At 37.2% G+C, this 13,376-nt stretch carries 13 protein-coding genes; all 13 read left to right on the top strand.

Annotated elements, in window-relative coordinates:
• Positions 1-95 precede the first annotated feature (95 nt).
• The 13 genes from AC1TO5_RS10200 (at position 96) to AC1TO5_RS10140 (ending at position 13,363) form a co-directional block, all read left to right on the top strand.
• A complete protein-coding gene (locus AC1TO5_RS10200) occupies positions 96-944 on the top strand; it encodes a MurR/RpiR family transcriptional regulator (RefSeq protein ID WP_482063105.1) in 849 nt (282 codons plus the stop codon).
• Positions 945-946: 2 nt separating this feature from the next.
• A complete protein-coding gene (gene nagB / locus AC1TO5_RS10195; RefSeq protein ID WP_482062703.1) occupies positions 947-1,672 on the top strand; it encodes a glucosamine-6-phosphate deaminase in 726 nt (241 codons plus the stop codon).
• Positions 1,672-2,847 (top strand): N-acetylglucosamine-6-phosphate deacetylase, encoded by a 1,176-nt coding sequence (gene nagA, locus AC1TO5_RS10190; protein WP_482062702.1) that lies wholly within the window; start codon positions 1,672-1,674, stop codon positions 2,845-2,847. Before nagB ends, nagA begins: the two co-directional genes overlap by 1 nt.
• 250 nt (positions 2,848-3,097) lie before the next feature.
• On the top strand, positions 3,098-3,709 hold the full coding sequence (locus AC1TO5_RS10185; RefSeq protein WP_482062701.1) for a hypothetical protein: 612 nt from the start codon (positions 3,098-3,100) through the stop codon (positions 3,707-3,709).
• Positions 3,710-3,876: 167 nt separating this feature from the next.
• On the top strand, positions 3,877-4,593 hold the full coding sequence (locus AC1TO5_RS10180) for a 3-ketoacyl-ACP reductase (RefSeq protein ID WP_482062700.1): 717 nt from the start codon (positions 3,877-3,879) through the stop codon (positions 4,591-4,593).
• Positions 4,594-4,899: 306 nt separating this feature from the next.
• Positions 4,900-5,769, top strand: a complete 870-nt coding sequence (locus AC1TO5_RS10175; protein ID WP_482062699.1) for an NAD-dependent epimerase/dehydratase family protein — start codon at positions 4,900-4,902, stop codon at positions 5,767-5,769.
• Positions 5,770-6,086: 317 nt separating this feature from the next.
• Positions 6,087-6,746, top strand: a complete 660-nt coding sequence (locus AC1TO5_RS10170) for a prepilin peptidase (RefSeq protein WP_482062698.1) — start codon at positions 6,087-6,089, stop codon at positions 6,744-6,746.
• A 229-nt stretch (positions 6,747-6,975) separates the two neighbouring features.
• Complete coding sequence (locus AC1TO5_RS10165) at positions 6,976-8,352, top strand: nucleotide-binding protein (RefSeq protein WP_482062697.1); 1,377 nt, start codon at positions 6,976-6,978, stop codon at positions 8,350-8,352.
• Positions 8,353-9,234, top strand: coding sequence for a CpaB family protein (locus AC1TO5_RS10160; protein ID WP_482062696.1), 882 nt, complete (start codon positions 8,353-8,355; stop codon positions 9,232-9,234).
• Positions 9,210-10,034: a CpaE/TadZ family protein gene (locus tag AC1TO5_RS10155; RefSeq protein WP_482062695.1), complete on the top strand. Its 825-nt coding sequence runs from the start codon at positions 9,210-9,212 to the stop codon at positions 10,032-10,034. The genes AC1TO5_RS10160 and AC1TO5_RS10155 overlap by 25 nt, the downstream gene beginning before the upstream one ends.
• 17 nt (positions 10,035-10,051) lie before the next feature.
• The gene (locus AC1TO5_RS10150; protein ID WP_482062694.1) at positions 10,052-11,524 is read left to right on the top strand and encodes an ATPase, T2SS/T4P/T4SS family; all 1,473 of its coding nucleotides are present in this window, start codon (positions 10,052-10,054) and stop codon (positions 11,522-11,524) included.
• Positions 11,502-12,485 (top strand): hypothetical protein, encoded by a 984-nt coding sequence (locus tag AC1TO5_RS10145; RefSeq protein ID WP_482062693.1) that lies wholly within the window; start codon positions 11,502-11,504, stop codon positions 12,483-12,485. Before AC1TO5_RS10150 ends, AC1TO5_RS10145 begins: the two co-directional genes overlap by 23 nt.
• A complete protein-coding gene (locus AC1TO5_RS10140) occupies positions 12,482-13,363 on the top strand; it encodes a hypothetical protein (protein WP_482062692.1) in 882 nt (293 codons plus the stop codon). Before AC1TO5_RS10145 ends, AC1TO5_RS10140 begins: the two co-directional genes overlap by 4 nt.
• Positions 13,364-13,376: the final 13 nt, after the last annotated feature.

Here is a 13,376-nt window from a genome sequence, read left to right as displayed (position 1 = left end):
AAGTTTTAGCGTATGCTTTCGATGCTACTTTTTGTTAGCAGGACGTACTTCAAAGTAGATAAAAAAAAGTTTTAGGAGGAGTTGCCTTGAGCTTAATGCAAGCACTAAGGGAGCAGTTCGACCAGATGTCACCAAAGGAAAAAAAACTTGTTAGTTTTTTGCTTGAGCAGCCAAGAGAAGCTGTGCAAATGTCAATTACAGAGCTAGCAAAATTATCGGGAAGCAGTACTTCAACAATTTCCAGATTTTGTCGCTCGTTTCATGCAGAAAATTTTACAGAGTTTAAGGTTAAGCTGGCGATGGAGCTATCCGAGGAGTCTATGACTAGTACATATCAGGATATTGTTGCAGGGCAGTCGCTAGATCATATTGTATCTGCAATTACAGCTAACAATGTTCGATCGGTTTCGGATACAGCGAATCTGCTTGATTATGGACAGCTGCGAGGGGCGATTGCTGCCTTGCATCATGCTAAGCGGATTGATCTTTATGGTGTAGCTACCTCGGGTGTCGTCGCCGAGGATTTCTATCAAAAGCTAATACGAATTGGTAAAGCGGCAGCTGTGTTTTCAGATCCACATATGCAGCAAACGTCTGCAGCGTCACTCGGTCGTGGAGATGTAGCGATTGGATTCTCTTATTCCGGAGAAACATCTGAAACAATCGAAGCGATCATTAGTGCTGCTGAGCAAGGAGCGACTACAATTTCAATTACGAATTATGATGCGAATAGATTAGCGGATATTGCTGAAATCAGCTTATTTATCTCATCCTCTGAGGCAGGCATGCGTCGGGGAGATATGGCTTCGCGAATGGCCCAGTTGCATCTCGTTGATATACTCTTTGTTGGACTTGTTAGTGAATATTTTGATATATATGTACCACGATTAGAACGTTCTTATCAGAACGTAAAACGATTTACCGACAAAAAAGGAGGAAATTAATAATGAAAATTTTAACGTTTAATACAGAAGAGCAAATTAACGAAGTAGGGGCAGCTATTATTGCAAGTGTTGTACAAACTAAGGCTGCGGCGGTGTTAGGCTTAGCGACAGGCGGTACACCAGTTGGCATTTATAAGCAATTAGTAGAAACGCATCAGCGTGGACTAGTCAGCTTCAAAGATGTAACGACATTTAACCTTGACGAATACGTTGGTGTTGCTCCAACTCATCACCAAAGCTATAACCACTATATGAACGAAAACTTATTCAATTATGTTGATATTGACGCTACACGTACAAATATTCCATTAGGGCAAGCGAGTGATTTACAGGAGGAATGTCGTCGTTATGAGCAAGCGATTGAGACGGCTGGCAGCATCGATATTCAGTTGCTTGGTCTAGGGCATAACGGTCATATTGGCTTCAATGAGCCCGCAGCTAATTTATCAAGTAACACGCATGTTGTTGAGTTAGCTGAAGCGACAAAGGTTGCTAATGCGCGTTTCTTTACAGATGAGGAAGAAGTACCGAGTTTAGCGATTACGATGGGCGTTGGTACGATTTTGAAAGCGAAAATGCTGCTACTAGTTGTGAAAGGTGAAGATAAGGCGAAAATTGTTAAGCGTGCGCTAACGGGCCCGATTACGACAGATTGCCCGGCCTCATTGCTACAAACTCATCCTAATCTAGTTGTTCTATTGGATACTGCTGCAGGGAGTTTACTATAATGAACAGCGTTTGTATTAAAAATGTGAATGTTGTATTGCCACATACTGTACATGAAAATAGCTGGGTGCTCGTGGAGGAAGGTCGCATTGCCGCTGTTGGAGCAGCGGATGCAACGCCTCCAGCATATCAAGTAGCTACTCGTGTGCTTGATGGCGACGGTGGTTATGCTGTTGCTGGCTTTATTGATATTCACGTACATGGCGGTGCAAGCGGGGACTTTATGACTGCGAAGGAAGAGGAGCTTCATACGATTACTCGCTTTCATATGGAGCACGGAACAACGACGATGCTAGCGACAACGGTTACTGCGTCGCGTGATGAATTGACGGAAGTGATTGATACGGTTGCTGAGTATCAGCGTAAGCCAATGCCATATGCTCAGCTTATCGGTGTTCATCTTGAAGGTCCATTTGTTAATCCGCAATGGAAGGGTGCGCAAAATGAGAACTTTATGGTCACACCACAGTTAGAGTGGCTCAATCAGTGGGCTGAGCAGTATCCCGGTATTGTAAAGATGCAGACATTAGCGCCTGAGCTAGAAGGGGCTATACCATATATTGCTGCACTGAAAGAACAAGGGATTGTTGCGGCTTGTGGTCATACGGATGCATTATATGAAGAGATCGAGCATGCAGCCCGACATGGCTTAACGCATGCTGTGCATACATTCAATGCAATGCGTGCGCTGCATCATAGAGAGCCGGGTACGGTTGGAGCTGTGATGCTGAACACAAGCATTACAGCTGAAGTTATTGCAGATGGACAGCATGTTCATCCAGCGGCTATTAAACTATTAGTACAAGCTAAAGGTGCCGATCACGTTGTACTTGTTACAGATGCAATGGCGGCAGCAGGTATGCCTGATGGTGAATATCTACTTGGCATATTACCTGTTATCGTAGAGGGCGGTATTGCTCGCTTGAAGGAAGGCGGCAGCTTAGCAGGCAGTACGCTCACGATGATTAAAGGCTTCCAATATCTTATACAAGAGGTTGGCGTATCGATAGCGGAAGCTAGTCGGATTGCAAGCCTCAATCCAGCTCGTGTGATCGGAATAGATGAGCAATATGGTAGTCTTGAAGTAGGTAAGCGTGCGGATCTATTGCTGCTTGATAAGGAGCTGGCGATGAAATCGGTCTATATTGCTGGAGAGCAGACTTTGATAACGAAGTGATACAGGATGGTTACTAGGCATCATAAGATAATTATTATAATATAATGAATAAGGAAAACTAATCTTCTTATTGTGCAAAAAACACAATGCTAGAAGATATAGGTTTCCTTTTTTTTATTGTTAGCTATATTAGTTTATATAGATTCTAGCGGCTTTTTCTAAAGAAAGGCGGATTAATTAGATCAATATCACTCCAGTACACGTATATATGCAATAGATTCATCATTACTAATGAAGAGGTGTATATAGGATGGCAGAGTATCAAATGTCTAGTCTAATAGGAAAGAACGTTCAGCTTGATAGAGGTGGACCAGAGTCTAGAGTAGGGCTTGTATTAGCAGTCGGGGACGATTACTTGGTGTTGTTAACTGTAAATGAGGGAATCGTTTATTACTATCTTGATCATATCAAAAGTATTACACTTGTAAAGAATGAATCCTCACAGGATGTGATAAAGCCAGTATCTCGACTGAACTTTGTAAAAACTGGAACGATGAAAGATGTCTTTCAATCGATGAAGTACAATCGAATTCAAATCAACCGTGGCGGTCCTGAAAGCGTCAAAGGTGTATTAACTGAAGTTTACGATGATTATATTACGATCGTATTAAAGGACGAAGTTCTTCTAATCCTCTACTCTCATATAAAAAGTTGCAGCTTCATTAGCGCGGAGAGTTCGGAAGAAAGCAACAAAGATAGCAACAAAGATAGCAACAAAGATAACAACAAAGATAACAAGCAAGATAGTAACAATGCGAGCAAGGGTAGCGACAACCAAAAAGATAATAAAAATGGCAATCAAAAATCTAGAAATAATAACAAGAATAAAGCTAGCAAATATAATAATAAAGTGAAAAAGTAACTATGTAGAAACCAGACAAGTTTTGTTTAGCTTCGTCTGGTTTTTTTATTACATTCAATTCTAAAGTAAGACTGTAATACATATTTAACGCAATTGTTGAAATGAATTGGTTTATTACACTCTATTTTGTGTACAATAGCAATATCACATCTAAAGGAGCGTGCAATATGCAATCAATTACAGGAAAAGTAGCATTAATTACAGGAGCAGGACGAGGTATTGGACGGGCAACAGCAATCGCTTTTGCACAAGAGGGGGTTCACGTAGGTCTTGTTGGGCGTACGCTGGAAAATTTACAACAAGTAGCCCAGGAGCTTCAGCAATATGATGTAAAGGTAGCGATAGCTGCGGCAAATGTTGCGGATTTGGACTCAATAACTTCAGCGGTTCAGTCGATCAGAGATGAGCTTGGTGCAATTGATATATTAGTAAACAATGCGGGAATTTCAAAATTCGGGGGCTTTATGGATTTAACGCCAGAAGAATGGACTAATATTATTGATGTGAATGTAAAGGGTGTATACTACACAACACGCGCTGTATTGCCTGAAATGATCGAGCGCAACAGTGGCGATATTATTAATATTTCATCAACAGCAGGTCAACGAGGCGCACCAATTACTAGTGCATATACAGCTTCCAAAGCAGCCGTTATCGGGTTAAGTGAGTCATTAATGTTAGAAGTACGTAAGAAAAATATTCGTGTGACGACATTAACGCCAAGTACAGTTGCAACGGACATGGCTGTTGAATTGAATTTAACAGACGGCAATCCAGAAAAAGTGATGCAGCCTGAAGATTTGGCAGACTTAATGGTTGCCCAGCTTAAGCTTCATCCGCGTGTTCTATTAAAGCATGCTGGTCTTTGGTCCACGAACCCTTAATCGTAGCGGTTAGGTAATTTTGTACGTCATTAATAACAATCATTTATAAGTTAGGGGATATGCCCGTAGTCAGTTTTATAATGACTATGGGCATATCCCCTTTATTTGGCATTCATTTCGAAGTGAAGGGCTATACGTCTCAAATTGGCAGTAAGTGATGATAATGAAAACGGTTTACAATTGATGGTTAAGTCGATATAATAAAGATATGAACGCGTGTTCATAATAATTTGTAATAGATTATCTAGCTTGTGAATGACATATTCATATAAAAAACTACGATAGATCACATTGAGGAGGCACTTCATGAGTAAACAGCGAGTAATCGTCACTGGAGGCAGTGGCTTAGCGGGAAAATGGATATTGAAGCATTTTGTTGAACAAAATTATGAAGTTATTAATTTAGATATAAAAGCTCCCGACGAGCAGATCTGCCGGACAATTATTACAGATCTAACGGATTTGGGACAGGTTCATAATGTTCTTTCACAATATGCAGGTGGACATCGGGAAAAAGTAGCTGGCATCGTTCATTTTGCTGCAATCCCACAAGCGTATACACATCCGAACGAGGTGTGCTACCGCAATAATGTGATGACTACATACAATATTCTTGAAGCGGCAGCAAATTATAATATCGATAAAGTTGTTATTGCATCAAGTGAGTCCTCGTATGGTATTTGCTTTGCAAGTGAATTTTTTGAGCCGAACTATTTACCGATGGATGAACAGCATCCTCAGTTGCCAGAGGATAGCTATGGATTATCGAAAATTGTAAATGAAGTAGCAGCAGAAACATTTCATCGTCGTAGCGGAATGCAAGTGGTTAGCTTCCGTCTAGGAAATATTTTAGTACCCGAGCGTTACGCGGCTGTGAAGGCACGCTTTGATCATCCAGAGGATCGCCTCCGCATTTTGTGGAGCTATATTGATGCAAGAGATGTAGCATCTGCTTGTCAATTAGCGATCGAGACCGATGGACTCGGAGCAGTTGCTTTGAATCTAGCTGCAGATGACATCTCTTCAGATCAGCCAACTGCGGAATTAGTGAAGCGCTACCTGCCAGGTGTAACTGATATTCGTGAACCGCTTGAAGGTAGAACGACGCTTCTATCGAGTGCTAAGGCGAAGCGGTTGTTAGGTTGGAAAGCAAAATATAATATTATGGAGCAATAGAGGTAGTTCAAAAGTGAAAACCCAGCTGTCAATCTACATCGGCAGCTGGGTTTTATTTTTATTCATTACATTGCTACCGTGTGAAATTCCTAGGTTCTTGGAATGAATATTTATTGGCTAACAGTAGGGAAAGAACCATTTAAAGGGAAATCGCCTATTCAGTTATAAAAAACAAAAATATATAATGTAAGATGGAGCAGCCTGAAAAGTCATGAATAATGATCTTTTTAGGCTTTTGTTTAACCATTTTTGAGAAGTCATTTATAGAACATGTCAACGTATATGAAGGTTATTGAACTTGGCGGAGGAGATAAACAATGATTTACTTTATTAATATGATGATAGCTTTATTATTCTCTTATGGTCTATTCGTATTCAAAAAATATTATGATCAGCAAAAATACTCATCGATAATTTATTCTATTCATCGAAAAGAAATTGTAATATTCCTTCTATCTACAATTTTATTATGTGGAGTAAGTATCTTTTTTAGTTATGACTTTATAAAAAGTGGAAAAGCATTTCTAACGATACTAAACAGTGAAGTTTTAATTTTCGTACTAATATATATTTCTTGGATCGACGTTCAAAAGCATCTAATACCAAATAAACTATTGCTATTCTTATTCGGATTCAGATTAGTAATAATGATAATTGAGCTAACTCAGTATCCTGATCAGATGGAAATATTGATTATCTATCCAGTAATGGGAATGCTAATAGGTGGAGGTATGTTATTCATAGCTATGTTAGTTTTACGCAAAGGTGTCGGAGCAGGCGATGTGAAAATGTTTGGTATTATTGGTTTTTTTGTAGGTAATTACTATATATTAAATGCAATATTATTTTCATTCGTGTTCACAGCACTTGGAACAATTATTTTACTAGCTTTGAGAAAAATTAAACTAACAGATAGCATTCCAATGGGACCTTTTGTTTTGCTAGGTGTAATAGGAACCATTATTTTATATTTGTAGTTTACTTCGAGGTGTTATTCATTCGCTGTTAAGAATACTGCCTGAATCATTAATCGGAAGAATGATATTGCAACGATAGTTACAGTAAATTGAAAGGGAAAGTAAAAACCCCAATTTAGACTGGATATAGAGCCAAATTTTGTTGTAATTCCCTTTGTTTTGAATTAATATGAGTATAACAGTTAACAAAATTTGTATGATTTTATATTAAATATAATAAGGTGATTCTATGAGCAGCATACTTGTAACCGGAAAAAAAATCGATGTGTTATTTTCTCAAGGACAAATAAAAGAAAAAACATGTAACCAGAGACCACTGATGTTATTGGATATTGTATCTTTTATTGATGAAATTCCCCCTACCTATACTGTGATATTGATTACTGACGAGGGATTATCAAACAATAACTATCAAAATATCGAACAGCTGGAATTATTAATGAAAAAATTGAATCAACTTCAAAGTACGAAAGAAATCCTAGTTCACATAATCAGTAGGAATATCCAATTAAAAAGAGAGATATCAGATATATCGACGAAATATAGCAATTTAGTATTTGAGTTTCATCCATATACGAGACCAACTATTACTAGAATAACTGAGATATTTAATAGTTTTAATAAACTCGGTGTGAATTCGGTGAAAGTACCTGAAAATGAAAAAAAATCAGAAAAAACTATTGATTCACTGCTAACTACCGAGAAAAAACTGTCGTTATTCGAAAGATTTCGGGGGAAAACAAAAAAAACAGAAGAAAAAGCACCGAGAAATTTACTAGACAAAGAATTTGAAAAAATAAGTCGAGTGATGAGTAGAATTATAGCAGTTTCTGGTCATAGAGGAAGTGGAGTAACTAGTTCATTAGTGAATATAGCGAGTGAAGCTAGTAAACGTGGCTTATCTACGATTATCATTGATCTCGATGTTGATTATCGAACGACCAATATGTACTTTGATCGATTTCATGAGCAGACTAAAAGAGATGAAATCATTAATGGTTCATTATTTCGTACGTTAGCTAGACCGCAAGACTATATGACTACGGCATATCATTTAAAGGAAGAATTATGGTTAACTTCACTTGGATACTCCTTTAAAGATAAACTTCTATTCGATCAATATTTTCATTCTGCCAAATTAATTTCTCTCTTAACTGTATTACGAAGTAAATTCAATCTGATTTTATTAGATATGCCTATAGATGTGATGGGGAAGTTTCAAGAAGCGCTCATTCATATTGATACGGTTGGTTTGTGTGTCTCTAATAATATTCATTCTGTAATTTCTACTTTGAAAAATATGGATGCTAAGTTAAACACTAATACGATTGCATATTTGAATGCGAAATCAAAGGTCATCGTAACGAAATATAATGATCGATCTCGTTTCCAGAATGAAATATTTAATCCCGAGGAGGTTAGTAAAGTATTAACATCAGGGTTGTTAGATAACTATCAATATGACGTTAAAGTTGCAGGTTTTGTTCCGTATTCGAATGAGTTTGATTCACAGATAGAAACAGATTTACCAATTATTTATACTAGTAGGGATCATGAATTAGCATATGGAAACATACTTCTTAGATTAATGGAGGGAACGAAATAAATGGATTTGAGCAGCTTAAAGAATACAAAACCTAACAGAAATCTTTTTAAGAAAATATCTGCTTTTGCATTTGCGCTATTTATTGTTATTGCTTCCTATTTGTATCTAGATAATGCCAGTAAAGAAGCTCAAAATGTCGTTCAAGTTATACGTGTTAAGAGTGATGATGGTATACCTGCCTTTACGCCGCTTACTAAGAAGAATATTGAGACGTATAACTTAATTGAAAAAGAGTATACCGAGGATATGATATTAGCAAGTGAGTTAGATAGTATTTTAGATCAACTTACAAAGTACTATTTGAGGAAAGATAATCTAGTGTATAAAGATCAATTAACAGATGTAAAACCGCTTAAAAATGAGTGGTTGTATGAAGTAGAAGAAGAGAATGAAGTCGTAACATTACCTTACAATTTTTTGGAGGTAGGTGGCGATATATTAGTGCCGGGAGATAGAGTTCGTATTAGGGTGTCGTATGACTATGAGCAAACGGAGAGTAGTGGCGACAATCCTAATATGCAATATTCTTCGACTACTACTGTAAGGGAAACTGAGGTGCTATTTGATAGCATTGTCATTAAAGATATGTTGAATGCAGATAGTCGTTCAATATATGAGGTTTATAAAGAAGTACAGAAGCTCAATGAAGGTAAGATGCAGGAAGTAATGAAAAGTAAGGAATTTATAGCAAGTATTAAGCCAAGAGCATTATTACTGGAAGGAACAAGTGATCAGATTAATACTTTTGCCCAGTACTTAGGCTACGAGAATAAATCATTTCTTATTACAATATTAAGTCGTAAAAGTAGTGTGTTAGTTTTGGATCAGCTACCAACCTTAGAAAATGAGGTAGAATCATGGATCGAAAAAAAGAAGGATTAGGAAATATACTAACAAAGGTTACAGCTAGAGATCTCATTGATATCGAAATAGTAGATAGTACATTAATCTATAGTGTCATTAGTTTCATCCCTGCTTGTGATGGTGTTGACAATGGGATGCTAATAAGTAATTTAGCATTTTTGCTTGCTCAAAAAGGTCTAAACACTTGCATTATTGACCTTAAAGTTTTTTATCCAAATCTCTATTATTATGTCGATGTAGTGCCACCCAAAAAAGGTGACGGACTAATTAAAGTGTTGAAAAGTGACAAAATAGATATTCGTGATGAAATTCAAAAAACAAAATATGATCGACTATTTCTCTTATCCCCTAGTCCACAGGATTTAATGGAGGAATATTTCGATTTTGATTTCGACCATATCGAAAGAACAATTAGTTCCTTGAAACAAATGTTTGACATCGTCTTAATCGATGTGCCGAACAATCCGCCGCTAGAATTTTGTTTAGGAGCAATGAAGTTTTGCCATATTGGATTTCTTACAGCAACAGAGCGAATGGAAGCTATTGTGAATATGGTGAAATTGCTTGATTTTGCTAAAACAGTTGGCATAAGTACAGCCAAACTAACGAATGTTATTATGATGAATTTACAAGGTATTGACTATGATTTTAATGTATTCAAAGAGAATGGATTTAATATTGTGGCAGCACTACCTTATGTGAAAGATGGAGTAGCCCGCGCGAACAAGGGAGACCTTTATGTAAAGGATAATCCATTATTCAATCGTCAATTCATGAAAGAAATAGGTCGATTAGCAAAACAGCTTGCTGATCAATAGAAGGGAGGAACTGCGAAATGCTTACGCGAGGTAAAGTTAGTGATATGCAGCAAAGAGTATTTCTTCAGTCGCAAAATCAAGACGGAGTAGAGTCAGCGAGAAATAAATTTACGACGATTACTTTTGAAGAGGCATTAGAGCTATGTCAGAAGTACATAACCAAAGTGACTACTCATGCATTTAGACGTGAAAGTGATCCCGTTCGCAAGCGAGAATTGACTAAGTCTTATATCAATGAGTTTGTTGATTCTGAACAACCTATCGTTGAAGGTTATTATGATCTGAATTTATTAAATAACGCCTTAACAAATGAAATCACCCACTATGGCCCAATTACAAAAGCTATGGAAGATCCATTAATCGATGAGATTAGAGCAAATGGACCCGATCAAATCTTTGTTGAAAGTGGCGGAAAGACATTGAAGTGGGATCAGCAATTTACCGATCGAGAGCATATGGAGAGAATTATCTCAAAGTTGATTGGTATATCTAAAGTGAGACTTACTCCCAAAATCCCGATGGTTAATGCTCGAACAATTGAAGGATATCGAGTGAATGCTACTCATGCTGAAATATCGCCTTATGATAACCCAGCGTTCGTTATTCGTAAGTTCAGTAAGAAAACAATCTCTCCTAGAGTACTTATTGAGAATGAATCCTTCTCCGTTAATATGTATCGGTTGTTAGCGCTTATTCCAAAGTCCGACTTATCTTGGATTACTGTTGGTGCAACAGGAAGTGGCAAGACAACGCTCAATGAGATATTAGTTAAGGAAATTGATCCGTTGTCACGTATTATTACGATTGAGAATCCGTCGGAGATGCGTCTACAGCAACGAGAAGGCAATAGCATGCATGGTTCGATTATTAATGATGTATTGCAATATGAATCGGTGTCAGAGGATGACGATGCAAGTCCAGCTACGATGGAGAATTTACTAATTAATGCAATGAGACAGTCTCCACATTGGATCGGACCTGGAGAGTTAAGATCACCAGGAGAATTTGCAACGGCTTTGAGAGCGGCACAAACAGGCCATTACTTCTTCTCGACGTTACATGCCGAGGGAGATAAGGAAGCCATTTATCGATTCCTTACTGCATATCTGATGGTATCCAATGAACCTGCTGAATTAGCACTTAGAAATATATGTAGCGCAGTTAAATTTGTTATATTTCAAGAAAAACTAGCTGATGGAACACGTAAAGTTACCGCGATATCTGAAGTGATTGGGTCAGAAGGGTTAGAGCCAATTATTAATCCAATCTATCGGTTTGAGTGTGAGGATGTATCCGAAGAAGTTCACAATGGTGTGAATAGAATTAAAATTGTTGGAAGGCATAGACGAGTAGGGTCGATATCTAGCTCCATTCAACAAGCTATGCTGAAAGCGGGGATTAAGAGAAGTAGATTTGAGTTCTTTACGAATGAACCTACGGAGCATGAAGATGAGGTGTATACATCAGATGAATACAACATTAATTATTAGTATACTACTTGGTTTGGCGATGTTCAGTGTAATTAATGTCATGTTTAATGTTCAGTTCTTCAAAGGTTCTCTAAGATTTTGTTTGGATATTGTGGATACGATTGCTGAGTATCTTGGTAAATATAATACAAAGCGATACGTAGATCGGATCAAAAAAGAACGAATACTCAAACAAAAAGAAAATGTATACGCCAAATATAATCGATTAATTGAAGGGTTAATATTAGATTTCAATTTACCGTTCACGTTAGAAAGCTTTACTTCTATACTCTGTATTATGTTCGCAGTCATTGTATTGATAATCGTAGTTTTGATGAAAAGTATTACACTATCTGTAGTCTTCACCATTTCTTTCTTCATTGGCATACTAACTTTCTTCGTTATGCAATCCCGCTCTATTAAAGCAGAACAAATGGAAAGCATAATGGATGCAGAAGATATTATCTGTCCTTTGGCTCGAGAAGGCGTGCTCATTGCTATTAAGAAGGTAATGGAAAGCGATGAGTATATTAGTTCTAATATACGACCTTACTTCCAGCAATTCATTGATAATTGTGAGAACAATGGCTATAGCTTCAAGCAAGCCATAACAGTACTTAACCGACAACTTGGCACTAAGTTTGATAATTTCACTAAAAAAGCAATTGTATTTGAGTACAATGAGCGCAACGGAATGGCAGACATATTTCTCGATATCGTCGATGAAAATGCGGTGTTACGAGAGATTAATATGAAGAAAGATCGTATATTCCGTAGAATGAATCGTGATTTTTTACTTAAAACTTGTATCATTCTATTATTCTTTCTATATGCACTATCTGTAGAAGACTTCCGTGAGTTTATGTTGTTCACAAGCTACGGGAAAATAATTAATACTTCATTAATCAGTCTGATCTGTATAAGTTTCGCTCGTACACAAGTACTACAAGGCAATCTTGGTGAAGGGGGAAGCAGAAGATGATTACTATATCTAAGTTTATAGCCATGGTATCGATTTTCTATTTAGTGAAGGTATTGTTGTTTCCCCTTTTTAAGCCAATTAGTAGAAATCAGAAAAAACGTGCAAGACTATTTATGAAAGAACGAAAGAAAGAACTATCCAAAAAGAAGTATAAACAATGGAAACAGAGATTTGCAGTAACCTATGGCAAATATATTCTTAGTTCAGGTGAAAGGCTGCGGCTTCACAAAATGATTGATCGTCTTGATCTATCGATAAAACCTGAGGAAATTAGATTGAATCAGCTCATATATGTAGTCGTTGCGCTATTGGCGACGATGTTGATGGTCAAAGTACATGTGCTATTAGGATGTGGAACAGCAATATTTATTATTCTAGGCTGGCTGTATCCGGTTGAGGAGCTAGAGAAGAAGATTGATAAGAAGAACAAAAATATTGCCTTGGATTTTCCGATGTTCTACAGCATGGTTTACTATCAATACGCTAAGTCGGTCAACATTCATTTGGCGGATGTGATTAAAGATTACTTACCCAATGCAAACCCTGATATCGGAGAAGAATTAGGAGTAATGCTTGATAATATTGATTTTGGTGAAGAGTATGCTTTAAAGCGTTTGAAAAAAAGAGTTCCTGTTTATTACATCATTAAATTTTGTGACATTATGGAAACACGACTTAAAGGTTATGATAATGTATCTCAAATGTCATATTTGAAAAATGAACTTGATAGTTTTCGAGTTAACGCACTAGAAGACGAATTGTTAAGAAGAGAGCGTGCCAACGGTCGTATTCAAATGGTTCTCATCGTAGTACTTGGTATTTATATCGCAATCTATTATACATTCACGATGTTAAGTTCAATGCAATTATTTCAATAAATTAAAATGGAGG

The organism is Paenibacillus sp. Y930, assembly GCF_056786375.1.
Note: the sequence above shows the minus strand (reverse complement) of the source record. Positions and strands in the feature narration are given on the sequence as shown.